This window comes from Actinomadura sp. NPDC049382, assembly GCF_040677125.1.
Classification (GTDB): domain Bacteria; phylum Actinomycetota; class Actinomycetes; order Streptosporangiales; family Streptosporangiaceae; genus Spirillospora; species Spirillospora geliboluensis.
This window is the reverse complement of sequence record NZ_JBFARO010000003.1, coordinates 142,123-167,236: the sequence shown is the minus strand read 5'-3', so window position 1 is coordinate 167,236 and position 25,114 is coordinate 142,123. Positions and strand designations below refer to the sequence as shown.

25 protein-coding genes and 2 tRNA genes are annotated in these 25,114 nt (G+C 73.4%); 6 read left to right on the top strand and 21 right to left on the bottom strand.

The window, feature by feature from the left end:
• Positions 1-597, top strand: a complete 597-nt coding sequence (orn, locus tag AB0K34_RS03330) for an oligoribonuclease (RefSeq protein ID WP_138637881.1) — start codon at positions 1-3, stop codon at positions 595-597.
• Positions 598-651: 54 nt separating this feature from the next.
• Positions 652-727: transfer RNA gene (locus AB0K34_RS03325), tRNA-His, on the top strand.
• A 64-nt stretch (positions 728-791) separates the two neighbouring features.
• On the opposite strand, the gene AB0K34_RS03320 is transcribed toward AB0K34_RS03325, so the two are convergent.
• The gene (locus tag AB0K34_RS03320) at positions 792-1,139 is read right to left on the bottom strand and encodes a hypothetical protein (RefSeq protein ID WP_138637880.1); all 348 of its coding nucleotides are present in this window, start codon (positions 1,137-1,139) and stop codon (positions 792-794) included.
• Positions 1,136-1,480, bottom strand: coding sequence for a PadR family transcriptional regulator (locus AB0K34_RS03315; protein ID WP_138637879.1), 345 nt, complete (start codon positions 1,478-1,480; stop codon positions 1,136-1,138). The genes AB0K34_RS03320 and AB0K34_RS03315 overlap by 4 nt, the downstream gene beginning before the upstream one ends.
• A gap of 129 nt (positions 1,481-1,609) precedes the next feature.
• On the opposite strand from AB0K34_RS03315, the gene AB0K34_RS03310 reads away from it, so the two are divergent.
• Both AB0K34_RS03310 and AB0K34_RS03305 read left to right on the top strand, forming a co-directional pair.
• The gene (locus tag AB0K34_RS03310; RefSeq protein ID WP_138637878.1) at positions 1,610-2,176 is read left to right on the top strand and encodes a response regulator transcription factor; all 567 of its coding nucleotides are present in this window, start codon (positions 1,610-1,612) and stop codon (positions 2,174-2,176) included.
• A gap of 82 nt (positions 2,177-2,258) precedes the next feature.
• Positions 2,259-2,331: transfer RNA gene (locus AB0K34_RS03305), tRNA-Lys, on the top strand.
• Between the two features lie 74 nt (positions 2,332-2,405).
• Here AB0K34_RS03305 and AB0K34_RS03300 read toward each other — a convergent pair.
• Both AB0K34_RS03300 and AB0K34_RS03295 read right to left on the bottom strand, forming a co-directional pair.
• Positions 2,406-3,122, bottom strand: coding sequence for a sigma factor (locus AB0K34_RS03300; RefSeq protein ID WP_364544984.1), 717 nt, complete (start codon positions 3,120-3,122; stop codon positions 2,406-2,408).
• Between the two features lie 148 nt (positions 3,123-3,270).
• Positions 3,271-6,072, bottom strand: coding sequence for a LuxR family transcriptional regulator (locus AB0K34_RS03295; protein WP_301174460.1), 2,802 nt, complete (start codon positions 6,070-6,072; stop codon positions 3,271-3,273).
• A gap of 605 nt (positions 6,073-6,677) precedes the next feature.
• On the opposite strand from AB0K34_RS03295, the gene AB0K34_RS03290 reads away from it, so the two are divergent.
• On the top strand, positions 6,678-8,408 hold the full coding sequence (locus AB0K34_RS03290) for an FAD-binding protein (protein WP_138637875.1): 1,731 nt from the start codon (positions 6,678-6,680) through the stop codon (positions 8,406-8,408).
• Positions 8,409-8,467: 59 nt separating this feature from the next.
• Here the strand turns inward: AB0K34_RS03290 and AB0K34_RS03285 are convergent, their stop codons facing one another.
• The 16 genes from AB0K34_RS03285 to AB0K34_RS03210 all read right to left on the bottom strand — a co-directional run bounded on the left by AB0K34_RS03285 (position 8,468) and on the right by AB0K34_RS03210 (position 23,419).
• Positions 8,468-9,268 carry an SDR family NAD(P)-dependent oxidoreductase gene (locus AB0K34_RS03285; RefSeq protein ID WP_138637874.1) on the bottom strand — a complete coding sequence of 267 codons (801 nt, stop codon included), beginning with the start codon at positions 9,266-9,268 and terminating at the stop codon, positions 8,468-8,470.
• A 27-nt stretch (positions 9,269-9,295) separates the two neighbouring features.
• On the bottom strand, positions 9,296-11,188 hold the full coding sequence (locus AB0K34_RS03280) for an FAD-dependent oxidoreductase (protein ID WP_138637873.1): 1,893 nt from the start codon (positions 11,186-11,188) through the stop codon (positions 9,296-9,298).
• 18 nt (positions 11,189-11,206) lie between these two features.
• Positions 11,207-12,040 (bottom strand): VOC family protein, encoded by an 834-nt coding sequence (locus AB0K34_RS03275; protein WP_138637872.1) that lies wholly within the window; start codon positions 12,038-12,040, stop codon positions 11,207-11,209.
• A gap of 12 nt (positions 12,041-12,052) precedes the next feature.
• Complete coding sequence (locus tag AB0K34_RS03270) at positions 12,053-13,660, bottom strand: permease (RefSeq protein WP_138637871.1); 1,608 nt, start codon at positions 13,658-13,660, stop codon at positions 12,053-12,055.
• Between the two features lie 122 nt (positions 13,661-13,782).
• Positions 13,783-14,520 carry an aspartate/glutamate racemase family protein gene (locus AB0K34_RS03265; RefSeq protein ID WP_138640528.1) on the bottom strand — a complete coding sequence of 246 codons (738 nt, stop codon included), beginning with the start codon at positions 14,518-14,520 and terminating at the stop codon, positions 13,783-13,785.
• Between the two features lie 2 nt (positions 14,521-14,522).
• Complete coding sequence (locus AB0K34_RS03260) at positions 14,523-15,341, bottom strand: GntR family transcriptional regulator (RefSeq protein ID WP_138640527.1); 819 nt, start codon at positions 15,339-15,341, stop codon at positions 14,523-14,525.
• Positions 15,338-15,652, bottom strand: coding sequence for a hypothetical protein (locus AB0K34_RS03255; protein WP_205719579.1), 315 nt, complete (start codon positions 15,650-15,652; stop codon positions 15,338-15,340). The genes AB0K34_RS03260 and AB0K34_RS03255 overlap by 4 nt, the downstream gene beginning before the upstream one ends.
• Before the next feature lie 64 nt (positions 15,653-15,716).
• Positions 15,717-16,565 carry a nitrilase-related carbon-nitrogen hydrolase gene (locus tag AB0K34_RS03250; RefSeq protein ID WP_138640526.1) on the bottom strand — a complete coding sequence of 283 codons (849 nt, stop codon included), beginning with the start codon at positions 16,563-16,565 and terminating at the stop codon, positions 15,717-15,719.
• Entirely contained in the window at positions 16,558-17,694 is a 1,137-nt protein-coding gene (locus tag AB0K34_RS03245; protein WP_138640525.1) for a protocatechuate 3,4-dioxygenase, read from the bottom strand. The genes AB0K34_RS03250 and AB0K34_RS03245 overlap by 8 nt, the downstream gene beginning before the upstream one ends.
• Position 17,695: 1 nt before the next feature.
• Positions 17,696-18,715: a hypothetical protein gene (locus AB0K34_RS03240; protein ID WP_138640524.1), complete on the bottom strand. Its 1,020-nt coding sequence runs from the start codon at positions 18,713-18,715 to the stop codon at positions 17,696-17,698.
• Between the two features lie 48 nt (positions 18,716-18,763).
• Entirely contained in the window at positions 18,764-19,519 is a 756-nt protein-coding gene (locus AB0K34_RS03235) for an SDR family oxidoreductase (protein WP_138640523.1), read from the bottom strand.
• 3 nt (positions 19,520-19,522) lie between these two features.
• Positions 19,523-19,711, bottom strand: coding sequence for a ferredoxin (locus tag AB0K34_RS03230; protein ID WP_138640522.1), 189 nt, complete (start codon positions 19,709-19,711; stop codon positions 19,523-19,525).
• 1 nt (position 19,712) lies between these two features.
• A complete protein-coding gene (locus AB0K34_RS03225) occupies positions 19,713-20,912 on the bottom strand; it encodes an NADH-ubiquinone oxidoreductase-F iron-sulfur binding region domain-containing protein (RefSeq protein ID WP_138640521.1) in 1,200 nt (399 codons plus the stop codon).
• Complete coding sequence (locus AB0K34_RS03220; protein WP_138640520.1) at positions 20,906-21,526, bottom strand: isochorismatase family protein; 621 nt, start codon at positions 21,524-21,526, stop codon at positions 20,906-20,908. The genes AB0K34_RS03225 and AB0K34_RS03220 overlap by 7 nt, the downstream gene beginning before the upstream one ends.
• Positions 21,523-22,881, bottom strand: coding sequence for a Rieske 2Fe-2S domain-containing protein (locus tag AB0K34_RS03215; RefSeq protein ID WP_138640519.1), 1,359 nt, complete (start codon positions 22,879-22,881; stop codon positions 21,523-21,525). The genes AB0K34_RS03220 and AB0K34_RS03215 overlap by 4 nt, the downstream gene beginning before the upstream one ends.
• A gap of 10 nt (positions 22,882-22,891) precedes the next feature.
• Complete coding sequence (locus AB0K34_RS03210) at positions 22,892-23,419, bottom strand: aromatic-ring-hydroxylating dioxygenase subunit beta (protein WP_205719578.1); 528 nt, start codon at positions 23,417-23,419, stop codon at positions 22,892-22,894.
• A gap of 159 nt (positions 23,420-23,578) precedes the next feature.
• Between AB0K34_RS03210 and AB0K34_RS03205 the strand changes: the two genes are divergently transcribed.
• Entirely contained in the window at positions 23,579-24,034 is a 456-nt protein-coding gene (locus AB0K34_RS03205; protein ID WP_301175722.1) for a MarR family transcriptional regulator, read from the top strand.
• Positions 24,035-24,044: 10 nt separating this feature from the next.
• Here AB0K34_RS03205 and AB0K34_RS03200 read toward each other — a convergent pair whose 3' ends face one another.
• Positions 24,045-24,908: an LLM class flavin-dependent oxidoreductase gene (locus AB0K34_RS03200; RefSeq protein WP_356948753.1), complete on the bottom strand. Its 864-nt coding sequence runs from the start codon at positions 24,906-24,908 to the stop codon at positions 24,045-24,047.
• Positions 24,909-25,114 lie beyond the last annotated feature (206 nt).

Sequence of the window (25,114 nt, the reverse complement as noted above, 5' to 3'; positions counted from 1 at the left end):
ATGAACGAGCGGCTGGTCTGGATCGACTGCGAGATGACAGGACTCGACCTGCGCAACGACGCGCTCATCGAGATAGCCGCACTGGTCACCGACAGCGAGCTCAACATCCTGGACGAGGGCGTCGACGTCGTCATCAAACCGCCCCCCGAGACGGTGACCAAGATGACCAAGGTCGTCCGGGACATGCACACCACGTCCGGCCTGCTGGAGGCCCTCCCCTCGGGCGTCACCCTCGCCGAGGCCGAGGACACCGTCCTCAGCTACATCCGCGGCCACGTGAAGGACGCCAACAAGGCGCCCCTGTGCGGCAACTCCATCGCCACCGACCGGTCCTTCCTGGCCCGCGACATGCCCGCCCTGGACGGCCACCTCCACTACCGCATGGTGGACGTCTCGTCCATCAAAGAGCTGGCGCGCCGCTGGTACCCGCGCGTGTACTTCGCCAGCCCGGAGAAGAAGGGCGGCCACCGGGCGCTCGCCGACATCACGGAGAGCATCCAGGAGCTGCGCTACTACCGCGCCGCCGTCTTCGTCGCGCAGCCCGGCCCCGACTCCGACACCGCCCGCCGCATCGCCGGCATGGTGTCCTCCGGCTGACCCACCCTCCCGGAGCCGCTACACTACTTGGAGCCGGGAGCGATTCCGGCCATGGTGGGTGTAGCTCAGCTGGCAGAGCACTTGGTTGTGGTCCAAGATGTCGGGGGTTCAAGTCCCCTCACTCACCCCAGGCAAGAGAGAAGCCCTGGTCATCGCGAAGATGACCGGGGCTTCTCCGCGTCCGGCCCCCGGGATCAGCGGCGGCCGTGCCGGGCGGGGAGGGGCTCAGGGCGCCAGACCGCCCGGCCGCGAGGACCACGGCGCCGATCGCGAGCACGCCGTACGGGGCCAGCGAGACCCAGTTGTGGTACGCCGGGCCGAGAAAGGAGGCCGTCCGCCCACCACGGGACGGTGGTGGCCGCGCGGACCCGGGCGGCGAAGCCCGCCATGAGGAGCCCGGCCGTCTCCCGGGGCGAGGGGACCCGGCGCACGGTGCCGGTCAGCAGCGTGCCGACGATCTCGTCGCCGTATTGGGTTCGGTGTGCGCGCGGGAACGCCCGCAGGAACAGCCGGTACCAGTGCTCCGCGAACCTGCCGCTCACGCGCCGGCCTCCCCTGTCGCCAGGGTCGTGCGGCCCGTGACCACCCGCGCGGCCTGCTCCAAGCGCAGCGCCTCCCTGGTGACAGCCTGGTGCCCGTCCTCGGTCAGCCGGTAGTAGCGGCGCGGACGGCCCTGGACGGTCTCCTCGCGGTCCGCGGCGATCAGCCCGTCGCCGGCCAGCCGGTCCAGTGCGCCGTAGAGGGTGCCGACGGCCAGCCGGACCCGCCCGTCCGACTGCTCCTGGGCCTTCTTGATGATCCCGTAGCCGTGCAGCGGCCCGTCCAGCAGCGCGGCCAGCACGAAGTACGTGGGCTCGCTCATCACCTTGGTTCGCTTGACCATACGGCGGACGATATATCACCTGCCGAAGTATTAGAAGGCGGTAACCGCAGGCCGCGGTCCATCGACTCTTGTAGAACGTCCCGTTATGCTCCGTCCCTATACATGTCAACGACACGCCAAGGGCAACGGATGAGTGTCGATGAGACGGCCCCCTTGCGCGTCCTCGTGGTGGACGCCGACCCACGGGCCCGCACGGACGTGATCTCCCTTCTGGACGCCAGCGACGAACTCCAGGTCGTGGCCGACGCCCCCGATCCCCAGACCGCCCTCACCCTGGCGCGGCGCCTGCGCCCGGACATCGTCCTCCTGGACGCGGCCTCCGCCGCCCACGCGCACCCCCTCAGCGGCGCGTCCCGCGTGTTCCTGCTCTCCGACGACCCGGCCGCCATCGAGGCCGCCCTCCGCGCCGGCGCCTGCGGCCACCTCGCGCCCGGCTCCTTCACCGTCCACGACCTGATCCGCGGCGTCCGCGACGCCTCCCGCACCACCCTGGGCCTGTCCGCGCGCGAGTCCGAGGTCATGGACCTCATCGCCACCGGCCGCTCCAACGGGGAGATCGCCCGCCAGCTCTTCCTCAGCGAGAAGACGGTGAAGAACCACGTCAACCGCATCTACGCCAAGCTCGGCGTGAGCTCCCGCGCCACCGCCATCGCCCTCTGGCGGGGCATGGTCAGCGTCCTGCCCGCCCAGGACTAACCGATTCGCACTGCTCCGCAGCCCCTGGTACTGTTCTTCCTGTCGCAAGGGCCCCGGCCACGGCCAAGGCCCCACACGACGGGCGCCGTTAGCTCAATTGGCAGAGCAGCGGACTCTTAATCCGCGGGTTCGGGGTTCAAGTCCCTGACGGCGCACCCGTAACCTCTCAGGGCATTCGCGTAGTCGTCGCGAATGCCCTTTGCATTTCCCCCGAATGGTTCGCCTGGCGTCAGGCGGCGGTTCGGGCTGGGCGGGCGGAGCGGGGGGTCGCTGAAAGGCGGCGGTGGACGTGGCCTTCGGGCGCGAGCAACCGGGCCAGGGCTTCCAGGTCGCCGGTGGCCACCGCGGCCTGGAAGGCGGCGACGAGGCGGCGGTGCGATTCCGCGGGGACCGGGCGCTCGCGGTCGCCTTCGAGGCGCGCCTGGCCGCGGCGGACGAGCTGGCGCGCGTTCGAGACGCTCGTGCGCAGCAGTTCCGCCAGGTCGGCGTAGGCGTAGTCGAAGCCCTTCCGCAGGACGTAGGCGGCCAGCTCGTCCGGGGTCAGCCTCGCCATGAGCAGCGCCAGCGCCTCCCCGATGGCCATGGTCTGCTCGACGCGCTGGACGGGGTCCTGGGCGCGGTCGGCGAGGTCGACCGGCTGGAACTCCGTGGGGGTCTCGTGGCGGTGGCGCGCGGACTGGACGACGTTGATCGCCAGCCGGTTCACCGCCGTGGTCAGGAACGCGGCCGGGTTCTCGATCCTCCTGCGGGGGGTGAGCTGCCAGCGCAGCCACAGCTCCTGGAGCACGTCCTCCGCGCCCGGGACGTCGCCGAGGACCCGGTAGGCGATGCGGAACAGGCGGGTCCGGTGGGCCATGAAGGTGTCGAGGGCGACGTCCAGATCGTCCTCGGCCGGCCGGGCGGCCGAGGGTTCGGCCGGCGTCGTCTCCAGGCTGAGCACGGACATCGGGGGCTCCTCTTCGTGGGCATCTGAACGATGGCTCCACTCTGGTTCCGCGGTGCCCTCCACCGCGCCCTCGAAGTCCGTGGTCGAGTCCGTGGGGCACCCCGGGGGCACCCCCATGGGTGCCGCCCCGGGGCCTACGCAGCCTGCATCAGGCGGGTGCGGCCGTGCCCCCCGTATCCGTGGCCGGGGTGATCCCGAGCACGTTCGGCAGCTCGCGGCGGGAGCTGATGCCGAGCTTGGAGAACACCTTCCGCAGGTGCCACTCCACGGTGTGCGGGCTGATGAACAGCTCCGCGCCGATCTTGGGGTTGGTCATGCCGCCGGCGGCGAGGGTCGCGATCTGCGACTCCTGCGGGGTCAGGGCGCTCGCCGGGTCGGCCTCCCGCACCCGGACGTGCTCGCCGCTGACGAGCAGCTCGCGGCGGGCCCGCTCGGCGAACGCGTGCGCCCGCATCCCGTCGAACATGTCGTAGGCCGTGCGGAGGTGCTCGCGGGCCTGCGAGCGGCGGCGGCTGCGGCGCAGCCACTCGCCGTAGAGGAGGTGGGTGCGCGCCACCTCCACCGCGACGCGGTCGCGGGCGAGCTCCTCGATCGCGGTCCGGTACAGGCGGTCGGCCTCGTCGCCGTCGGTGAGCAGGGCCCGGCTGCGGGCGCTGACGCCGCGGGCCCAGCCGGAGTCGGCGGCGCCGGTGAGTTCGACGAGCCGGTCGAGGGACGCGCGGGCCTGGTCCAGCTCGCCGCAGCGGGTCGCGGCCTCGACGTGCTCGACCAGGGACAGGCCGGTGAAGTTGAACCCGTCGTGGTCTATGCCCGAACGGGCGGCGGCCAGCGCCTCGTCGTAGCGTGCGAGGCCGTTGAACAGCACGCCCTGGACGTAGCCGCTGACGCCGAGGAGGGACACCTCGCCGCGCGCGGCGCTGGCCCTGGCGTCCTCGATGTAGCCGATCGCGCTGTCCTCGTCGCCGCGCCACGCGGCGAGGACGAGCGCCGCGTACTGGTGCGGGGCGTGGCCGGTCGCGGCGGCGATCGCGTCGGCCTCGTCGATCATCCGGGCCGCCTCGGCGAAGTCGCCGTAGTGGATGTGCACGCCGCCGGCGTAGATCAGCGCCGGCGGCAGCACGCCGAGCGCGCCGATGTCGCGGGCCAGGCGCACCGCGCGGGTCGCCAGCAGGTCCCAGGCGGGCAGGTCCCAGGCGTAGTGGATGAACGACTCCAGCGCGACCGGGGCCAGCAGCAGCCACCGCATCGTCGCCTCCCGGGTGGGGAGCTCCTCGTGGACGAGCGGCTCCAGCGCGCGGCGCAGCACCGGGCCGCTCGTCTCGGGGCCGTCGGCGAGGAGCGCGGCGACCCCGTCCAGGAGGAGGTCGGCGGCCCTGGAGCCGGACGGGGGCGCGCCGGACTCGCGGGCCGCGGTCGCGGCGGCGCGGGCGCCCGTCGGGCCATGCACCCGGCCCGCGAAGATGGTGGCGCTGATCGCCTCCAGGTAGGTCTCCCGCGCCAGCGGCGACTCGGCGGCGGCGAACCGCGCGGCGGCGTCGAGGAGCAGCGGCGCCGCCTCGTCGGTGCGGTCGCGGGCGAACAGGATCGTGGCGCGCAGCCGTGCCAGGCGGGCGCGGTCCAGGGGGCTGAGGGGGCACAGCTCGGCCAGCGTCGCCAGCTCCGTGGCGCGGTCGGGCGAGGCGGCGGAGAAGTGCGCCTCGGCGGCGGCGAGGGCGCGGCGGCCCCGCGCCCAGCGGTCCGGCGTCACCTCGGCGGCGCGTTCCAGCAGCACGGCCTCGGCGGCCATGCCGCCGCGCTGCCGCGCCCGGCCGGCGGCGCGCTCCAGTTCGGCGGCGACCTCCTCGTCCGGCCCCTCGGCGGCCTGCGCGGCATGCCAGGCGCGCCGGTCGGGGTCGAGGACGGGGTCGGTGGCCGCCGCCAGCGCCCGGTGCACCGCGCGGCGCTCGCCGGGGTCGGCCTGGTCGTAGACGGCGGAGCGGACCAGCGGGTGCCGGAACCGGACGGACTCGCCGAACTCGATCAGCCCGGCCGCCTTGGCGGGCGCGGCGTCCGGCGTGATCTCCAGGGCGGCGGCCGCGCGGGCCAGCACGCGCGCGTCGCCGACCGGTTCGGCGGCGGCGATCAGCAGCAGCGTCCGGGTCGGCGCCGGCAGCGCGGCGAGCCGGCGCGCGAAGTCGTGTTCGACCTGGCTCGACACCGGCCCCTGGACGCGCGGCCGGTTCGCGTCGAGGCCGTAGGCCAGCTCGGCGGCGCTGCGGCCGCGGGAGAACTCCAGGAGGGCGAGCGGGTTGCCGTGCGTCTCGGCGACGAACCGCTCCCGGACGCGCTTCTCCAGCCGTCCGCCGACGGCGTTCTCGAGGAGCTCCCCGGCCGCGGCGGCGTCGAGGCCGGTGATCCCCATCGCGGGCAGGCCGGCGAGTGCGGCCTGCCCCTCGGGGTCGCGCACGGCGAACACCATCGCGACCGCCTCAGCGAGCAGCCGCCGGGCCACGAACTCCAGCGTCTGCAGGGACACCTGGTCGAGCCACTGGGCGTCGTCGACCACGACCAGCACCGGCCGGGTCTCGGACGCGCGGGTGAGCAGCGACAGGACGGCGAGGCCGACGAGGAAGCGGTCGGGCGGATCTCCGGCGGCCATGCCGAACGCCACGTGCAGGGCGTCGCGCTGCGGCTCCGGCAGTTCCTCGATCTCCGCCAGGAACGGCGCGCACAGCTGGTGGAGGCTCGCGTAGGGCAGCTCCATGTCGGCCTCGATGCCCCGCGCCCGGGTCACCGTGACCCCGGACGCCTGGGCGTCCGCGTACTCCAGCAGGACCGACTTCCCGATGCCCGCCTCGCCGCGGACCACCCAGACCCGGGCCGCGCCTTCGCGCAGGCCCGCGAGCAGCTCGTCGAGCGCCGCGCACTCGCGCTCCCGGCCGACCAGGACAGGAGGCGGGCTCGCGGTCATGGAAGCGGCTCCCCAAAGGACTCCCGGGAGAAGGCCCAGGACGCTCGTCAGTAAGAACATTGAAACGATACATGAATCCACTCCCCCTTTGTCACCCTTCACCAAAAGGCGGTGAATTCATTCATCTAATGCAAGCGCGCGGCCGCGGCGCCGATGCCCGCGCGGCCATGCCGGCATGGCGACGCGACGTGACGGCCGAGTGACCGACGAGCAGATCGCACGCACCGCCCGACCAGCGGACAGAGCAGGCCGGGGCGAGTCGCAGCACGCCGCTCAGGGCCTTCCGACGCCTATCGAACGAAGCCGGGCCGCATAATTGCAAAGCATTTTTTGGACGGCAGTCACATGATCAAAGAAGCTCTCCCCGAAAAGCGGTCCGATGCGCGGCGAGGCGCAGGCCGACAAAGCCTTCCGATCTTAGAATCCACGCCATTCTTCGACACCCCCTCCAGCGCCTCGAACGGCGCCGGCTCCGAGCCTGGGGGCGCGAGGGCCACGAGCATGTGACGCACGCCACACTCGAAGCTCGCTCCGGGTTTGTCACAAACGATGCCGCTGTCCGGTCGAGCACTGTCTATCGTTCGTCCGCCCTCGCAGGAGGTCCCTTGTCATCGCTCGAACACCAGCTCTCCACCTCCGTCCTGGTGGTGGGGACGGGTGGGTCCGGGCTTCGAGCGGCCATCGAAGTCGCCGAGGCCGGTGTCGCGGTCGTCGCGGTGGGCAAGCGCGCCGCCGATGACGCCCACACCGTCATGGCGGCGGGCGGTATCAACGCGGCGCTGGCCACCGCCAACCCCGCCGACACGTGGGAGCAGCACGCGGCGGACACGTTGCAGGAGAGCGGCCTGCTGGCCGACCCGCGCACCGTCCTGCTCGTGACGCGGAACGCCGCGCAGGGCATCAACGACCTGCTGCGCTTCGGGATGAGCTTCGACCGCCGGGAGGACGGGCGGATCGCCCAGCGGTACTTCGGCGCCCACTCCCACCCGCGCACCGCCTTCGTCGGCGACCACACCGGGCTGGAGGTGCAGCGCGTCCTGCGCGCCCGCGCGAGCCAGCTCGCCGTGCCCGTCCTGTCGAGCCTGTACGTGACCCGGCTGCTGGTCGACGACGGGACGGTGTTCGGCGCCTACGGGTTCGACCTCGACGACGGCTCCCGCTACCTCGTGCACGCCGACGCCGTGATCCTCGCGACGGGCGGGCACACGCGCATCTGGCGGCACACGTCCTCGCGCCGGGACGAGAACACCGGCGACTCGCTGCGCCTCGCCGCCGAGGCCGGCGCCCGGCTGCGCGACCCCGAGCTGGTGCAGTTCCACCCGCTGGGGCTGATCAAGCCGGAGAACGCGCCCGGCACGATCGTCGGCGAGGTCGCGCGCGGCGCGGGCGGGGTCCTGCTCAACAACCTCGGTGAGCGGTTCATGGCGCGCTACGACCCCGAGCGGATGGAGCTGTCCGGCAGGGACCGGGTCGCGCTGGCGTCCTACACCGAGATCAAGCAGGGGCGGGGCAGCCAGTCCGGCGGCGTGTGGTTCGACCTGTCCCACCTCCCGAGCGAGACGGTCCTGACCCGGCTGCCACGGGTGCACCGGACGCTGCTGGACCTGCAGATGCTCGACGTCACCCGCGATCCGTTCGAGGTCGCGCCGGCCGCCCACTACTCCATGGGCGGCGTCCGGGTGCGGCCCGAGGACCAGGGCACCGACGTCGTCGGGCTCTTCGCGATCGGGGAGGCCGCGAGCGGCCTGCACGGCGCGAACCGGCTGGGCGGCAACTCGCTGATCGAGCTGCTCGTCTCGGGCCGGCTCGCCGGCCGGGCCGCGGTGGAGTACTCGTCCCGGCTCACCGGCCAGCGCCGGTCGCTCGGCGCGATCCGCGCCGCGGAGGCGGAGGTGAACCGGCTGCTGACCGCCGACGGCGACCAGAACGTGCGCGCCCTGCAGCGGTCGGTGCGCCACCTGATGACCGAGCACGCGGGCGTGGTGCGGGACGAGTCCGGGCTCACCGCGGGCCTGACCGGGCTCGACGAGATCGAGGCGCGCCTGGCTGACCTGGGCGTCCACATCGACATCAGCGGCTTCCAAGACCTCGCGCACGCCTTCAACCTCAAGGCCACCGTCCTCGCCGCCCGCGCGACGCTGGAGTGCGCACTGGAGCGGCGGGAGACGCGGGGCTCCCACCAGCGGTCCGACTACCCCGATCCCGATCCGGACCTGCGAGTCAACCTCGTGTGGTCGCCGAATACCGGAGTGCGCCGTGAACCCGTCCCCCCGATCCCCACCGACATCGCCGAGTTGATGCACGACGTTTCCGCGGACGGCAAGCTACTGGAATAGCGCCTTCCGTTCCTTCAGGACATTCGCAGATATTCGCGAATGCCCCCTTCGGCGTCGGATTATCGATTGACGCGGCCGCCGGGGGCGGCCAGGCCGCGGATGGACAGGCCGCTGTCGGCGTTTATCACCGTGCCGGTGAGATGTCCCGAGTCGGCGGGGTTGGCCAGCAGCGTGTAGAGGCCGCCGTAGGACTCGGTGGAGGGCACCTCCTGCAGGGGCAGGACGGCGGCCGTACCGTCCAGGACGGAGTCGGAGCGGTCCTGGCCGAGGGCGTCGATGCCGCGCAGGCGCGTCGGGGCGATACCAGGCGCGACCCCGTTGACCCGAACGTCCGGCGCCAACTCGTAGGCGAGCTGCCGGACGACGCCGAGCAGCGCGTGCTTGGACGCGGTGTAGAGGACGCCGCCCCCGGACGCGTGGAAGCTCGCGTACGACCCGGTCATGATGACGCAGCCCCGGCTGCGGATGAGCGCGTCGGCGGCGGCGCGCACGGCCAGCAGGGCGGCGAGGACGTTGACGGCCATGAGCTCCTGGAACGCGGCCGTCAGGTCCTCGCCGGGGATGTCGAGGAGGGGCCGGGCCCCGTCGGTGATGCCCGCGTTGGCGACCAGGACGTCCAGGCCGCCGAACTCGGCCACGGCGGTCCGCACCGCCGTGACGTTGCCCTCCCACGAACGGACGTCCGCGACCAGCGGGACGACCGCGCCGCCCGTCTCGGCGGCCAGGCTCGCGAGCCCGTCTCCGTCGATGTCCATGGCGACCACGCGGGCGCCTTCGGCGACGTAGCGCCGCACGACCGCCCGCCCGATGCCCGAGCCCGCGCCGGTGAATACCACCGACTTCCCCTCCAGGACGCCCATGGCGCCTCCTTTCTCTCGTGCCGGATCTCAGGCGTTGCGCGCCGCGAAGAACGCGTCGTGGAGGGCGTCCATGACGCGTCCCGGGCGGCGGGCGCCGCCGAGGACGACGACCTCCGCGCCGGTCGCGCGGGCCGCCTCGGCGAGGTCCGGGGCGGCGTCGTACCCGGTGGCCGCGAGGACCGTGGCCGCCGGGATCGTCCGGCCGTCGGCGGTCCGGGCGCCCGCCCCGTCCGCGCCGGTGATCTCGGTGCCGGTCACGACGGTGACCCCGGCCTCGGCGAGCAGGCCGGGCAGCGCCGCGGCGTCGGTGAACACCTCCCCGTTGCCGAGCGGGGCCGGGCCCGCCTCGACGAGCGTGACCCGATGGCCCGCGTCCGCGAGCCACAGGGCGGTGTCCGCGCCGGTCATGCCGCCGCCCGCCACGACGACGGGCGAGACGACCTCGGACGGGTCGCCGACGTCGCGGGCGTGCCGCGTCCCCGGAAGGGGGCGGCCCGTCCCGCCGGTCGCCACCATGATGATGTCGTACCCGGTCAGCGCCGCCGCGTCGGCCCGCTCGGCGACGACGGTCACCTTCCGCGTCTCCACCTGGTGGACGAGGTGGTCGCGGAGCGCGGCGAGGTCGCCCTTGCGGGACGAGCGGGTCGCGGCGCGCAGCGTCCCGCCGAGCGGGCCCGGCTCGAACAGCGTCACCGCGTGGCCGCGGTCGGCGAGGACCGCCGCGGCGCGCAGCCCGGCGGGGCCGCCGCCGACGACCGCGGCGCGCCGGGGGGCCGGCGCGGGCTCGACCGGGTAGCGGTACTCCGCGCCCATGCTCGGGTTCACCGCGCAGCCGGTGCTGCGGCCGGCGTTGAGGCCGCGGTGCAGGCAGCCGTCGTTGCAGCGGATGCAGGGCACGATGTCGAGCAGGCGCCCGGCCGCGGCCTTGCGGGTCCAGTCGGGGTCGGCGAGCATCGCGCGGCCGAGCGACACGAAGTCGGCGCTCCCGGACGCGACGATCTCCCCGGCGACCTCGGGGCTGACGAGCGACCCCGACCCGATCACCGGGACCGACACCGCCGCCTTGATCCGCTCCCAGCCCCGGCGGTGCGGGGCGCGGGGCATGAACCAGGGGCTGACCTCGTACTCCATCAGGGCGTGGTGGCCGCCGGAGGCGTGGATGACGTCCACGCCCGCCGCTTCGAGCCGCCGCGCCAGCTCCACCGTCTCCTCGACCGGGATGCCGTCGGCCTCGTAGTCGGTGACCGACACCCGGAAGCTCAGCGGGAAGTCGCGCGGCACCCGGGCGCGGATCGCCCCGGCGACCTCCAGGGTGAGCCGCGCCCGGTTCTCGAACGAGCCGCCGTAGCGGTCGGTGCGCTTGTTGGTGTGCGGGGACAGGAAGTTGGTGAGCAGGTAGCCGTGCCCGGCGTGCACCTCCACCAGGTCGAAGCGGGCCAGGTGGGCGCGCTCGGCGGCGTCGGCGAACGCGGCGACGACTCCCGCGATCTCCGCCTCGGTCATCGGCACCGGGCGCTCCCCGTACTGCGCCTCGACGTAGTCCCAGGACACGTCGGACGCCGACTTGATCGGCGCGGTGCCGAGGAACTTCTGCCGGCCGCAGTGCTCCAGCTGGATGCCGATCTTCGCGCCGGCGGCGTGCACCTCGTCCACGAGCCAGCCGAGGCCCGGTACGTGCTCGCGCCGCGCGATCCCGACCTGCGCCTGGATCGACTTGCTGGCGTCGTCGTCCACGTAGCTGTACTCGACCATGACGAGGCCGACCCCGCCCTCGGCGAGCCGCTTGTAGTGGTCGACGAGCCGCTGGGTGACGGTGCCGTCCTGGTTGGACAGCGCGGTGGTCTGCGGCGACTTCACGACGCGGTTCTTCAGTTCCAGCGAGCCGATGCGGCCTGGCCGGAACAGCGCTTCAACGCTCATGTGCGATCTCCGGTGGAGTCAGCGGGGCAGCAGGCGGCGGGCGGCCTCCCGGACGCGGCGCTCCTCGTCCGGGAGGGTGAAGAGGGTGAGCTGCTCGTCGCCGGGGAGGCCGACGCGCAGGCAGCGCTGCTCCCACGGTGTGTCGACGGCCTCACCCTGGACGGCGGCGCCCGCTGCGGCGAGCCGGGACGCGAGGGCGCGCAACTCGGCCTCGTCACGGACCTCGACGCGCAGGGCGTGGTCGCGGCCGTGCCGGGCGCCGGTCTCGGCGTCGTCGACGAGGTCCCACTGGGCCTCGTCGAACAGCTCGATCGCGGCGGGCGCGACGGCGAACAGCACGCCGCGCTGGCCGCCCGGGTGCGTCCACTCGTCCACGACCGGGAGGCCGAGGCCGTCGCGGTAGGTGCGGACGGCGGCGTCGAGGTCGCGGACGCGCAGGCAGATCCGCAGCTCGTCGAACGCGCGGCGGCTGCCGCCCGGGTGGGCCGCCGGCCGGCTGACCAGCACGTAGACGTGCCCGTCGGGGGCGCGGAAGTGCGACCATTCGGTGGCCCAGGACGTCGCGACGCCCACGTGGACGTCGCCGATGAACGCGATGCCGTGGGCCTCCAGTTCCGCGCGGGCGGCCCGGACGTCGTCCACCAGCAGGCCGGCGACCGGGTGGTCGAAGAAGGAGTGCTCGGTGTCGGTGGGCTTGAACACCTCGAAGGCGTCGCCGTCGGGCAGGTCGAACACGACCGCGTCCGGCTGGTCGAGGCCGACGGGCAGGCCGACGACGTCGGAGAGGAAGCGGCGCATGGACTCGAACCGCGGTGTCCGCGACCCGACCCAGGCCATTCCGTGTACGCGCAAGATCTCCTCCGGTCAGGCGTTGGCGGCGGGGACGGGCGCGTCCCCGGCCGGTTCGGTGCGGACGGCCTTCGTGAAGGCGGCGTCGGTCTCGCCGCAGGCGGCGCAGATCGGCGCGCCGCCGGCGGCGGGGTCCCGGTCCATCTCGACGGCCGTGTACGAGCGGTCGCACACGTGGCAGGCGAGGCGGGCGGCCCAGGCGTCGCCGACCTCGTCGCGGACGTCGCCGTCGCGGCGCAGCAGGCTCGACGGCGCGAACCGCAGCACGGCCGCGTAGAGGACGACGCTGACGGCGAGCGCGGCCACCGGCGCGAGTTGCGACCCGACCGGGAACCGCGCGGCGTTCTGCGCCAGGTAGATCCCGACCGCGGCCGACACGACCCACACGCCGAGGCCGGGGGTGACGCCGCGCAGCCGCCCGGGGCGGAACTCCGGCCCGGCGCGCCGGTCGGCGGGGGTGAGGACGAAGTGGGTGACGACGATCCCGACCCAGCTCACGAGGAACACGCCCTGCCAGGCGAGGACCTTCTGGAGCGTGGCGAAGACGTCGGTGAGCATCAGCAGGTACGCGGCCGCGGCGACGACGAGCACCCAGGCGGTGCGCGGCAGCCGCAGCCCGAACAGCCGGGCGGTGAGCCGCCCCCAGTTGATCGACGACAGGTAGTAGTTCAGGGTGTTGACGCGGATCTGCGTGACGACGATCAGCAGCACGCCCCACACGCCGAGGGTCTGCACGATCGCCTTGACGACGCCGACCTCGGCGGTGGGCTCGGCGGGCAGGACCGTCCGGACGAGGTAGATGCCGGCGAGCCCGTTGAGCAGGAACAGCCAGCCGTAGAACACCCAGCCGAAGTTGACGTGCCGGTGGAAGCGCAGGTCCTGCGGCCTGCCCATCCGGGAAAACTCGATGGACGTCGCCATGAGCAGCCAGAGGCCCATGTAGGTGCAGAAGGTCATGAGCCATCCCGGGAGGGGCCGGGCGTCCGGGGGGATGGCGCCCTCGAAGCAGAGCCAGTCGGAGTGCCCGCCGCTCTGCACGGCGGCCGCGATGACGGCGGCGGCCACGCCGGCGATGTAGACCGGCAGCAGGTAGCCGTTGATGCGGTCCATCCAGGTCTGGACGCTGCCCATCATCAGCGGCAGCACCGCGACGACGACGATGAGGTACCACCAGCGGATGCCGGGCCCGCCGAAGTGGAGGTGGAACGCCTCGGCGAGCACGCTGCTCTCGAAGACGGCGTAGTAGGTGGTGCTGGCCGCCAGGAGGAAGGCGGTCAGGGCCGCCCCGTAGGTGCCGAACATGCGGCGGGACAGCAGGGTCGGGTTCAGCCCGGTCCGGACGGCCCAGCCCGTGATGAACCAGCTCAGCAGGGAGTAGACGACGACGGACAGGACGAGGCCGATGAGGGCCTGGCGGGTGCCGACGAGGCCGGCGACCAGCGCCCCGTAGAAGAGCCAGACCATGGCGCTGAGCAGCGACCAGTTGGCCATCAGCAGCTTGAGCCGGGGCACCCGGGCGGTGAGCGGCACCGCGTGCTGGGCGTAGTCCTCGGCGCGTTGTTCCCGGACGACGCGGGGATCGTCGTCGTAGGTGACGGGCAGTTCCAGGTTCCGACCGGACATGTCGATGTCCCTTCTCCTGGTCGGCGAGCGCGCACGCTCAAGGGGGTGGGGGTGGGGGTGGGGGTGGGGGTGGGGTGGGATGTATTCAAAACTGCATGCAGAAAGGGAGCCGAGAAAAGGGGTCAGCTCCGGTCCGCGAGCAGCCACCCGGCGCCCGGGACGACCGGCTCCAGGCCGAGCTCGCGGAGCGTCCGCCACACGGTGGCGACCGACGCGGTCACCACCGGGATGCCGAACGAGTCCTGGATCCGCTGCACGACCGGCAGCGAGGGCATCTGCACGCACGCGCTGAGCACCAGCGCGTCGGCGCCGGAGGTGTCGATCCGCGCGGCGATGCCGACGAGGTCCGCCGGGTCGAGCCGGCCGACCGCGAGGTTGTCGGAGACCTCCAGGCTGACGGCGTCCTGGACCTCGACGCCCTCCGCCTCGATGTACTCGCAGACCGTCCCGGTCAGCGGCTTCATGTACGGGGTGATGACGGAGACCTTCTTCGCGCCGAGGTGCTGGAGCCCCTCGACCAGCGCGCCCGCCGAGGTCAGCACCGGTGCCCGGCCGGCGACCGCCGACAACCGCTGCCGGCTGACCCGGTGGTAGCCCGGCGAGTGCGCCATGATCGCGACGAGGCAGGCGTAGGCCATCACGTCCACGTCGGCGTCGGCGAGCTGCTCCGCGCACACCAGGGACTGGTCGTCCATCGCGCGGAGCTGCTCGGGATCGACGTGCTGCATCCGCATCCGCGCGGAGTGGAACGTGAACCGCTCCGGCGCGACGGCCTCGCGGGCCCGCAGCATCGCGGGGATCTCGGTCTCCATGGTGGTGTTCGAACTGGGCACGATCATGCCGAAGCGGATCGCGGTCATCGTCAGGTCTTCCTCTCCTCGCGGACGTGCCGCAGGTTGGCGGTGGACAGGTTCAGCTCGCCGCGCACTCCGGGCCGCAGCCAGCGCAGCGTCCCCGGGCGCTCGATCCGGCCGTCCGGCGCGGTGCCGAGCTCGATGCCGAGCCCGCGCGCGGCGAGCGCCAGCGGGCCGAAGACGTGGTCGGGGTCCTGGTCGAGGACGAGCCCGAGCGCGGCGTCGATCAGGTGGAACTCCAGGACCTGCCGGGCGAACTGGGCGTCGCGGTCGCGCATCGCCTCCAGCAGCAGCCGGTCCAGCCGGGTGAAGTCCTCGGGCGCCTCGGGGTGGGAAAGGTAGAGCCGCTGGTGCCGGTAGATCTTCAGGTGCAGCGACTCGGTCAGCTCCGCCCACGCCTTCGGGTACCGGCCGAGCGCGGTCTGGTGGAAGCGGAGGTGCGCCTCCTGGAAGTCGCGGATGCGGCGGCCGTCGCCCTCCATCCGCGCCAGGTCGGCGTCCATCCGCTCCAGGTCGCCGTCGGTGAGCTCGGCGACGATCCCGGCGATCGTCGGCGGCTCCACCAGCAGCCGGAGGCCGTAGTACTGCTCGACGTGCGCGGCGCTGGTCGGCGCGACCTCCATGCCGCGGTTGGCCTCCGCGACCACCAGGCCGTCGGCCTCCAGCCGGTGCAGCGCCTCGCGCAGCGGCGTCCGCGACACCTCCAGCTCGGTGGCGAGCCCGCCCTGCGAGAGGCGGAGCCCCGGCGCGTAGACGCCGTCGATGATCCGCTCGCGCAGGGTGTGGTAGATCGCGTCGACCGTGTTGCCCGGCCTGGACTCGGTCATCGGCGCTCCGTCCCCTCCGCGCCGGGGGTGCCGCCGGCGGCGCCCGGGGCCTGGCCGGCGCCGGGCGCGTCCTCGGAGCCGAGGGCCACCGCGAACAGCTCGGTGAACCGCTCCGGGTCCTGCCGGGCGACGATCTCCAGTTGCATGGCGTCCAGCAGGATGCGGTGGCCGTGCTTCGGGACGAGGATCTCCAGCCGCTCGCCCTGCCGCGTCCACACCTTGCGGACCAGGACGCCGGTGAACTCGTTCCCGATGCCGATGGCCTCTCCCGCGCGGACGACCCCCTCGGGCAGTTCAGGTTCCGCGGTCATGTCCCGTCCCCCTCGATGTGTGCGGCTCGGTCCGGTGCGGCCGGTGCGGCGCAGCCGGTCTGGTTCAGTCGATCTCGATGATCTGTGCGGGGACACCGTAGGCCGCCGGGCGCACCCCGCGCAGCACCGGAAGCGTCTCCCTGCGCCGCGCCACCGCCCCGAGATCGAGCTCCAGGACGCGGGACGCGGCGGGCGCCGTGCCGAGGTCGGCCAGCACCTCGCCCCACGGCCCCGCGGCGAGCGCGTGGCCGTGGGTCGGGAACGCGTCGTCGGCGCCGTCGCCCCCGTGGACCGTCGCCGACGCGACCACGTAGGCGGAGTTCTCCACGGCGCGGGCCCGCAGCAGCAGTTCCCAGTGCGCCTCCCCGGTCCGCCGCGTGAACGCCGACGGGACGAGCAGCACCTCGGCACCGGCCAGCGCCAGCGCCCGGTACAGCTCGGGGAAGCGCACGTCGTAGCAGATCGTCAGCCCGACGGCGGCGCCCGCGACCCGCAGCAGCGCGGGGCGGTCGCCGGCCGTCTCGACGCCGGACGCCTCGAACGAGCGCCCGTCGATCCGCGCGTCGAACAGGTGGATCTTGTCGTAGCCGCCGGCGATCTCGCCGTCCGCGCGGATGGCGAGGGCGGTGTTGCGGACCCCGCCGGACGACCTGCGCTTGAACCCGCCGAGGACGACCGCCGACCCCGCCGCCTTCGCGGCCCGCCGCAGCGCCCCGATCTCCGGGTCGTCGACGGACAGCGCCGCGTCCCGCATCTCGGTGTTGGTGCCGAGCATCAGCCCGTTCTCCGGCAGCAGGACCAGGTCGGCGCCCGCGCACTCGCGGATCATCGCGCAGGCCGTCTCGACGTTGGCCGCGACGTCGCGGGTGGCGTGCCACTGGGTGAGGCCGACGGTGAGCGTCCGGTCAGGCATGGGCGTGCTCCTCGCGGCCGGCCCGCGCGGGACGCTCCGGCAGCGGCAGGTCGACGACCGTCCAGCCGCCGCCGGACGCCTCCATCGGCTCGTACGCGAGCACCTCGGCGGGCACTCCGGGCCCGACCAGCCCGAGCATGATCAGCCAGTTGAGGAACTCGTACTGGCCGTGGTCCAGCAGCGGGTACGGCTCCAGGTTGCCGAGGTCGTTGCCGCGCCCCGCCTGGAGCATCTCCAGGATGTAGGTGTCGAACTCGACGTCCACGCCGCCGAACTTCCCGGGGTCGAGCCAGTGCGAGAGCCCGCCGGTCGCGAGCATCGCCACCCGCTCGCCGCGCGTCTCCAGGACCGTGCGCAGCACCTCCCCGAACGCCCGCGCGCCGAACGGCGAGAACGTCCGCGCCGGCTGCGTGATGATCGGGACGACGGGCAGGCCGGGCCGCGGCAGCACCTGCCGCAGCGGGACGATCAGCCCGTGGTCCAGGTCGACGCGGTCGGCCTCCTCGACCTCCATGCCCTCGGCGCGGACCGCGTCCACGATCGCGCGCGCGAAGGCGGGCGCGCCGGTGAGGGCGAGGTCCAGGTCGGGGCGCTTGAAGAACTCCATCGACCCGGTGTGCGACGCCGCCGTGCCGACGACGAACGCGCCCGTCCGGAAGCTCTGGAAATGGCAGTCGGCCGTCACGAGCAGCACGTCGGGGTCGGCCGCCGCGATCCGCTCGCCGAGCCGCCGGTACGCCCCGGTGAGCCGGGCGACGCCGTCGGCCGGGTCGATCTCGGGGCGGGCCAGCAGGTCGGGGACGTGCGAGCAGCCGCCCGCGAACACCAGGTTCGCCGGCACGTCCGGGTCGGGCGGCGGCGCCGCGTGCTCCACGTGGAAGCGGCTCGCGCTGGTGGAGTCGCCGAGGTCGTCGGCGAACCACCGGCTGACGAGGATCGTGATGCCGTCGACGACGCCGGCGGAGCGGAGCCGGTCGCGCCGCCCGTCGGCGATGACGCCGGCCCATTCGGCGTCCAGCCCCAGCCCGGCGCCGACGCCGGCCGGGTCGGCGCGGAACCGGGCGAGCAGCGCGGTGTCGCGGCCGAGCGCCAGGATCGCCTGCTCCAGGACCTTCGCGGTCACCGCCATCTCATGCCTCCTCGCCCGTCAGCACCCCGTCGCGGACGACCGCGTGCCCGTCGATCTCGACGGTGCAGCCGCGCATCGGGATGTCCAGGTGCGCCGGGGTGTCGCGGCCCGCGAACCGGTTCGGGCCCGTCGACCACATGAAGTTCCCGGCGGTGGAGCGCAGCTCCTGCCCGTACAGCGAGCGCGGCTCGTAGACCTCGAACGCCGACCAGCGGGCGACCGGGTGGACGCCCCAGCCCATGTGGGAGACGGCGTACACGTTCTCGTCGTCCCACGCCTCGAAGTAGTCGCGCAGAACGAACGCGTCGTTCCCGGCGCCCTCGACCTTCGTGATGAAGCCCTTCTCGATCGTCAGCGTCACCGTGTCGCGGACCGCGCGCTGCCACGGGATCAGCACGTCGCCGGGCTGCAGGACGATCGTGCCCGCCGCGGTCAGGTCGTGCGGGAAGCAGGCGACGAAGCCGCTCGGCCAGTGGTCCCAGCGGCCCGGCTCGTCGACGTAGCCCCACTGGTGGGTGATCGGAAGGTCCTCGCCGGAGATGTCGGCGGTGAGGTCGGTGCCGGCGGCGGACGTCACGCGCAGCGTGCTGCCCGCCTTCAGCCGCCGGCCGCCCGCCTCGACGACCGCGCGGAGCCGCTCGTCGCCCATCAGCCGCTCCAGCACGTTCGCGGGCTCGGCGACGAACAGCATCCGCTTGCCGTTGCCGGTGATCCGCGTCCGGACGTCGGAGTGGATCAGGCCCTCCACCGTCACGTCGATGACGAGGTCGCACTCGGCGGCGGCGGCGAGCAGCGCCGCGACCTCCCGGCCGTCGGCCTCGTAGGGCGGCAGCAGCGGGTTGGACAGGCTGGACGCGGTCAGCACCAGCGCGCCCGCGCCGATGTCGCGGGCCGCGGCGACGGCCGCCTCGGCGTAGTCGGTCTTCTTGCCCAGCTCGGAGATCACCGCGACGGTCTCCGACGGCTTCAGCGCGCACAGCCGGTACTGGTCGACGAACAGTTCCCGCAGGGTCTTCGGCATTCCGGTGTCTCTCTTTCTTTCTGGGAGCGGGTTCTCGGGAGGGGCCGGTCAGAGGGTGGAGCGCACCGCGCCGCCGTCCACCGCGAACGCCTCGCCGGTGACGAACCCGGCCGCGGGGGACAGCAGGAAGGCGGCGGCCCGCGCGATCTCCTCCGGCTCGGCCCACCGGCCGAGCGGGATGGCGGACACGACCTTCGCCTGCTCCTCGTCCCCGGTCGTCCCGTTCGCCGCGGACTTCGCGGCGACGATCCGCCGCATCCGGTCGGTGCCGGTCGCGCCGGGCATCAGCTGGTTCACGCGCACGCCGTGCGGCGCCAGCTCCATGGACATCTGCTTGGCCAGCGCCGACAGCAGCGACCGCATGGAGGCCGACAGCACGCCGCCGGGCGCGGGCTGCTTCACCCAGGTGGAGGTGATGAACAGGATCGAGCCGCCGCCCTGCTCGACCATCTGCCGCGCCCCCGCCGAGGCGAGCTGCACGGCGGGCCGGACGAGCTGGTCGTAGGCGAGCGCCCAGTCGTCCTGGACGGTCTCCAGGAACGGCACGATCTTGGGGCCCGGGGTGTTGATTACGAGGAGGTCGAGCCTGCCGTGCGCGGCGACCACGTCGGGGACGAGCCGGTCGACGGCCGCCGCGTCCACCTGGTCCACCGGGTACGGCGTCCGTCCCGGCGCGGCCTGCGGCGCACGGGCGCTGACGGCGACGTCCGCGCCCTCCGCGGCGAGCAGCCCGGCGATCGCCGCGCCGATGCCGCGGCTCGCGGCGGTGACGAGCGCGACCTTGCCGTCCAGTCCGAGGTCCACGGGTCAGTCCTCGATCGTGATGGCGGACTCGGGGCACTGCGCGGCGGCGCGGCGCGCGGCCTCCGGGTCGGCGGGGACGCCGTCGCCGGTGACCGCCGCGTAGCCCCAGTCGTCCAGCTGGAACAGGTCCGGGGCGATCTCCGCGCACGTGCCGTAGCCGCTGCACTTGGTCGCGTCGACGAACACCTTCATGTCAGCTCTCCTCTCGTTCGAGGTCTCGTTCGGTGGCCCGGTCGAAGTCGGCCGGGAACTCGGCGCGGACGGTCCGCGCCCATCCGGCCGCGCCGTCCAGGAACGCGCACGCGCCCCGGCCGGGCAGCGTCTCGCCCCAGCGCCGCAGGTTGTCGCGGTCCCGCCGGTTCGCCGTGCCGTCCTTCAGCGCCGCGAACACGTCGCGGATCGCGGCGGTGCCCTTGGCGCACACGCCGCACTGCCGCGCCGACTCGCGGGCGTACCAGGCGGTGATCTCGGCGGCGACGGCGAGCGGGTCCGTCCCGGCCGGCAGCGCGGTGATCGCGCCGCAGCCCAGCCCGGAGCCGGCCGCGCGCACCGCCTCGTAGGTGCAGGGGGTCGCGGCGTGCGACGGGCCGAGGAGCCCGCCGAACCAGCCGCCCATCACGAACCCGGCGGGCTCACTGGTGAAGCCGCCCGCACGGGCGAACAGCTCCTCGACGGACAGCCCGAACGGGACCTCGTACACGCCGGGCTCCGCGCACGCGCCGGTCAGGGTGACGAGCGTCGTGCCGGGCGACTCCGCCGTGCCGTTCTCGCGGTACGCGGCGGCGCCGTGCCGGGAGATCCACGCGGCGTGCGCGAGCGTCTCCACGTTCGACACGAGCGTCGGGCGGCCGTCCACGCCGGAGTCGCAGACGCGCGGCGGGCGGGCCAGCGGCAGCGCGGGGCCGCCGCCGATCGACCGGCAGGCGGCCGTCTCCTCCCCCGCCACGTACGTCGGCTCGACGACGTGGACCTCCGGGACGGGGCCGCCGACCGCCGGCATCTCGGCGATGGCGGCGCGCACCGCCGTGACCGTATCCGGGTGGGAGAGGTAGACGACGGCGCGGTCCGCGCCGACCGTGCGGGCGGCGAGCAGCAGGCCGTCCAGCACCAGGTGGGGGCGGTTCACCAGCAGCCACCGGTCCTTGTGCGAGCTGGGCTCGCCCTCCTCGCCGTTGGCCACGACCACGCGGGGGCCGGGCCCGTCCGCGACCGCCCGCCACTTGACGTGCGCGGGGAACCCGGCGCCGCCCCGGCCGCGCAGCCCGGCGGCGGCCAGCTCGGCGAGCACGTCGCCGCACGCGGCGGGCGCGTACGTGCCGCGCTCGCGCTCGGCGGCGAGGCCGAGCGGTCCCGGCGTCAGCAGCCGAGGCTCGGTCAGCACCCGGGTCACCATCGGGCCAGCACCTCCTCCACGCCCACGACGTCGCCGTACTTCGCGTCGATGTCCAGCAGGTTCGCCTCGTGCGGGCCGGGCTCGCGGTCGCCGACGCACTCGCGCGGGACGAACACCGCGAGGTCCAGCGCGCAGGCGTCGACGGCGGTCGCCCGGACGCAGCCGGACGTGGTCGCGCCGCAGACGACGAGCGTGTCCACCCGCTCGGCGGCGAGCCGGGCGGCGAGGTCCGTGCCGGCGAACGCGGAGGCCGCCTTCTTGGCGATCACCGGTTCGCGGACGGGCAGCCGCTCGTCCACCTCGACCCACCGCGAACCCTCGGTGAGGGCGCGGAGCGCGGGCATCTTGCGGAGCCAGACGAGGCCGTCGAGGTCCGCGGGCGCGTAGGCGATGGTCGTCAGGAAGACCGGGACGCCCGCCGCCGCGGCGCGCTCCAGCAGGGTGCCGGTGTGCGCCACGACGTCGTCCAGGTCCGAGCCGGGCGGGCACGCGGGGTCGGTGAACCCGGCGATCAGGTCCACCACGACCACCGCCGGGCGGTCGCCCCAGGCCAGCCGGCCGCCGAGGCCGCCGCGCCCGTACCGCTCGCGCGTCGCCGCGATCCAGTCGCTCATTCGAACGTCAGCTTCGGCCAGGTGCCGGGCTCGGCGCGCATCATGTCCGCGTAGAACCGGTACAGGTTGCGCTGGACGCCCTCCTCGTACCGCGTCCAGTACGCGATGCCGGGCCCCGGCCAGTCGGGGACCTCCTTGGCGATCCCGATGCCGGGCATCCCCATCTGGTAGTTCAGCTTGAAGTCGAGCAGGTCCGCCGCCGTGGACCGGCCGGTGCGGCTCACCGTGATCCACGGCTCGGTGTCGTCCATCTCGAAGGCGCCGCCCATGGAGAAGGTGCCGAGGCCCGCCCGGTACGCCCGGTCCTTCTGCTCGGGCGTCATGTTCTTGTAGACGCAGAACCAGTTCCAGATCTCGACCTGGCCGACGCCGTGCGGCTGCCACGTCCGGATCGTCATCACGCCCGTCGGCGGGTGGTTCGCGCCGTCCTCGGTCATGGGCAGCGCGAGGATCGAGAAGTTCGGGAAGACGTTCGCCACCATCACGCGGGAGCGGCGGGCGATGTCGAGCTGGTGCTCGCTGATCCGGGACGTGTCGAACGTCGCGGCGACGTCGTCGGGGAAGCCGAAGAACTTCGGGCCCGGCTCGTCCTCGGACGGCGCCATCGAGAACGACAGCGAGTGCCCCGGCGACGCCTGGATGTGGTACCCCATCATGTTCTCCCGGAAGGGGACGGGGAACGCGCCGATCTCCCACACCGACCGGTGCAGCGTGCCGAGGTGGTAGTCGTCGCCCGCGAAGTTGTCGCTGCCCGACTTCCAGTTCGCGTCGATCACGAACCGCTGCGGCGCGCCGATGATCTCGATGCCGTGCTCGTTCAGCCCGAACAGCAGGTCGAGGTACCAGGCCATGCCGCCGAGGTAGTCCTCCAGCTCCGGCGCCGTCGGGTCGAGCGTCGCGAACACGAGCCCGTGGTAGGAGCGGACGCGGGCGACCTTCGCCAGGCCGTTGCCCTCCTTCGGCATGCCGCCGAACGCGTTCCGCCAGAGCGGGGCGCCGACCAGGTCGCCCTTCGTGTTGTACGTCCACCCGTGGTACGGGCAGCGGAAGTGGGAGGTGTTGCCCGAGTCGGACCGGCACACCTGGACGCCCCGGTGTCGGCAGGCGTCGAACAGCACGTGGATCTCGCCCTGCTCGTCCCGGACGACGATGAAGCTGTCCTCGCCGATCTTGCGCAGGACGTAGTCGCCCTTCGCCTCGATCTCCGACTCGTGCGCCAGGTAGACCCAGCACCGGCCGAAGACCGACCGCAGCTCCCGGTCGTAGATCTCCTGGTCGCCGAAGATGGCGGCCGGGACCTCGCCGCGCCCGACGCCGTCGGCCAGCTCGTCGAGGATCCGCTCGCTCCGTGCCATCGAGTCCCCCTCAGAAGAAGATGGAAAGGTTGTGGGTGCCGATCACGGTGAGGTCCAGCCGGACCTCGCGGCGCAGCAGGCGCAGGGCGCCGTCCTCGCGGCGCAGCACGTCCCTGCGCTCGCCGGACAGCAGCTGCGGCCGCGTCTGCTCCTGCCGGGTGCGGAAGATCAGCAGGTTGCTGCGCACCGCCGCCTCGTCCCCGCCCAGGTCGGTGACCTTGATGTTGGTGACGAAGTGCCGGATCCGGGACGGCGGGTCCTCGGCCCAGGCGTACGCGGTCTCGTTCCGCGCGACCCGGCTCTCCAGCGAGCCGTACGTCTCGTCGAGATGGAACGTTCCCGGCAGGAAGCCGGTCCCGCGCGCCCGCTCGACCGTCTGCCTCAGCGGCACCTGGTAGACGACGTCGCGGCTGACCATGCCCTCCAGCCACTCGCGTTCCCGGTAGTCGTCCAGCAGCTCGGCCTCGACGTCCATCCAGTCGACGACCTCGTTGTAGAGCGCGCTGCCCGCCCGCACTCGCACGCCGGTTCGCACCACGGCGACCTCCCTTCCGAAGGTGCCCACACTTTTGCATACACTTTGTGGATGCGGCAAGGGTCACATGGAACGTCCGGGTAAAAATCCGGCATGACCGGCGCTGACCTGGGTGGAGCGCCGGGTCGGTGGGTGGGGGGCGGGGGCCGGTACGGTGCCGTCATGGTGACGGACGGGCTGCGGCCCCTGGAGGACGAGGCGTGGCGCGGGTTCCTGCTCGCCCATGACCGGATCTGGCGTTCGATCCAGGAGGGGCTCGCCCCGCTGAACGTGAGCATGGCCGAGTACAGCGTGCTCGCGCTGCTCGGCGAGGCCGCGCCGGAGCCGATGCGGATGTCCGAGCTGGCCGAGCGCCGGCTGATGTCCACCGGCGGGTTCACCCGCCTCGCCGACCGGCTGGAGGGGCGGGGGCTCATCGAGCGGCGGCGGTCGGCCGCCGACGGCCGCGGGTTCGAGGTGACGCTGACCGGCGCGGGCCGGGCCCTGCTGCGCAAGGCGTGGCGGCAGCAGCAGCGCGACATCCGCAGGCTCTTCCTCGACCGGCTCGGCGAGGACGACCTGCGCACCCTCGCCGACATCTGGCGGCGCCTCGCCGCCGAACCGGAGAGACCGGAGTGACCCCGTCAGGTCACCGGTTCCGGGCGACGATCTCGCGGACCGCCGGGGCCACCTCCCGGCCGAAGACCTGGAGCTCCGCCGGGTCGTCACCGGCCAGGATGAAGGTGCCGAACCCGTGCCGCAGCGCCAGTTCGGCGAGCCGCTCCGCCCAGCGGGCGTCGTCGGCGTCCAGCCGGCCGACGTTCAGCAGGCGGCGGATGTCGCGCGGGTCGCGGCCCGCCTCGCGGGCGGCCTCGTCGATGACCGCGTTGCTCTTCGGGATCTCGGCCTCGTCCCGGAGGTAGGCCAGGGTGGGCAGCCAGCCGTCGGCCTTCGCGCCGGTGAGGCGGAGCATCTTCGGCTTGTAGGCGCCGAGCCAGATGCCGATGTCGTGCGCCGGGGCGGGGCCGCGCTTGGCGCCGTCCACCCGGTAGTAGGTGCCGTCGAGCTTGAAGCGAGTCCGGTCGCCCGCGTCCCAGACGCCGCGGATGACGTCGATCGCCTCGCTCAGCGCGTCCACGGCCTGGCCGGGTGACAGCCTGCGGCCGCCCATCGCCTCGATGGCGTCCCAGAAGCCGCCGGCACCGAGACCCAGCTCGAACCGGCCGCCGGACAGCAGGTCCAGGCTCGCCGCCGCCCGCGCCAGCACCGCCGGCGGGCGCAGCGGCAGGTTCAGCACGTTGCCCGACAGGCGGATGCGCTCGGTCCGCGCGGCCGCGTAGGACAGCAGCGTCCAGGTGTCGAGGAAGCGCGGCTGGTAGGGGTGGTCCTGGAAGGTGGCCAGGTCGAGCCCCGCGTCCTCGGCGGCGCGCACCAGCCCGACCACCTGTTCCGGCTCGGCGTTGGACGGCGTGATGAACGCCCCGAACTCCAGCTCGTGCCCGTAGTCGGCCATGCCGCACTCCCCCCGGTCGCCCGATCAAGGTGCCTTCGGCCGCGACAACGCCGCGCGCCGACCCGGCATTCCTCGCCGCGCCGCGGGCGTGACCGGAGACGGCCACCGCCGGGTCAAGCGCATGGTCATCTCGATTAACGTGCTGAGTCATCCCGAACTAGGACAACACGGAAGGGTCACCCCGGTGGAGTTCCGCATCCTTGGCA

Coding starts and splice junctions, on each gene's coding strand:
- AB0K34_RS03255 (WP_205719579.1), bottom strand. CDS start 15,652: ATGACCGCGGAACCTGAACTGCCCGAGGGGGTCGTCCGCGCGGGAGAG.
- AB0K34_RS03295 (WP_301174460.1), bottom strand. CDS start 6,072: ATGACCGCGAGCCCGCCTCCTGTCCTGGTCGGCCGGGAGCGCGAGTGC.
- AB0K34_RS03285 (WP_138637874.1), bottom strand. CDS start 9,268: ATGGGCGTCCTGGAGGGGAAGTCGGTGGTATTCACCGGCGCGGGCTCG.
- AB0K34_RS03260 (WP_138640527.1), bottom strand. CDS start 15,341: ATGACCGAGTCCAGGCCGGGCAACACGGTCGACGCGATCTACCACACC.
- AB0K34_RS03250 (WP_138640526.1), bottom strand. CDS start 16,565: ATGCCTGACCGGACGCTCACCGTCGGCCTCACCCAGTGGCACGCCACC.
- AB0K34_RS03200 (WP_356948753.1), bottom strand. CDS start 24,908: ATGGCCGACTACGGGCACGAGCTGGAGTTCGGGGCGTTCATCACGCCG.
- AB0K34_RS03225 (WP_138640521.1), bottom strand. CDS start 20,912: ATGGTGACCCGGGTGCTGACCGAGCCTCGGCTGCTGACGCCGGGACCG.
- AB0K34_RS03315 (WP_138637879.1), bottom strand. CDS start 1,480: ATGGTCAAGCGAACCAAGGTGATGAGCGAGCCCACGTACTTCGTGCTG.
- AB0K34_RS03280 (WP_138637873.1), bottom strand. CDS start 11,188: ATGAGCGTTGAAGCGCTGTTCCGGCCAGGCCGCATCGGCTCGCTGGAA.
- AB0K34_RS03265 (WP_138640528.1), bottom strand. CDS start 14,520: ATGACCGCGATCCGCTTCGGCATGATCGTGCCCAGTTCGAACACCACC.
- AB0K34_RS03230 (WP_138640522.1), bottom strand. CDS start 19,711: ATGAAGGTGTTCGTCGACGCGACCAAGTGCAGCGGCTACGGCACGTGC.
- AB0K34_RS03310 (WP_138637878.1), top strand. CDS start 1,610: ATGAGTGTCGATGAGACGGCCCCCTTGCGCGTCCTCGTGGTGGACGCC.
- AB0K34_RS03270 (WP_138637871.1), bottom strand. CDS start 13,660: ATGTCCGGTCGGAACCTGGAACTGCCCGTCACCTACGACGACGATCCC.
- AB0K34_RS03220 (WP_138640520.1), bottom strand. CDS start 21,526: ATGAGCGACTGGATCGCGGCGACGCGCGAGCGGTACGGGCGCGGCGGC.
- AB0K34_RS03215 (WP_138640519.1), bottom strand. CDS start 22,881: ATGGCACGGAGCGAGCGGATCCTCGACGAGCTGGCCGACGGCGTCGGG.
- AB0K34_RS03245 (WP_138640525.1), bottom strand. CDS start 17,694: ATGGCGGTGACCGCGAAGGTCCTGGAGCAGGCGATCCTGGCGCTCGGC.
- AB0K34_RS03205 (WP_301175722.1), top strand. CDS start 23,579: ATGGTGACGGACGGGCTGCGGCCCCTGGAGGACGAGGCGTGGCGCGGG.
- AB0K34_RS03300 (WP_364544984.1), bottom strand. CDS start 3,122: ATGTCCGTGCTCAGCCTGGAGACGACGCCGGCCGAACCCTCGGCCGCC.
- orn (WP_138637881.1), top strand. CDS start 1: ATGAACGAGCGGCTGGTCTGGATCGACTGCGAGATGACAGGACTCGAC.
- AB0K34_RS03240 (WP_138640524.1), bottom strand. CDS start 18,715: ATGCCGAAGACCCTGCGGGAACTGTTCGTCGACCAGTACCGGCTGTGC.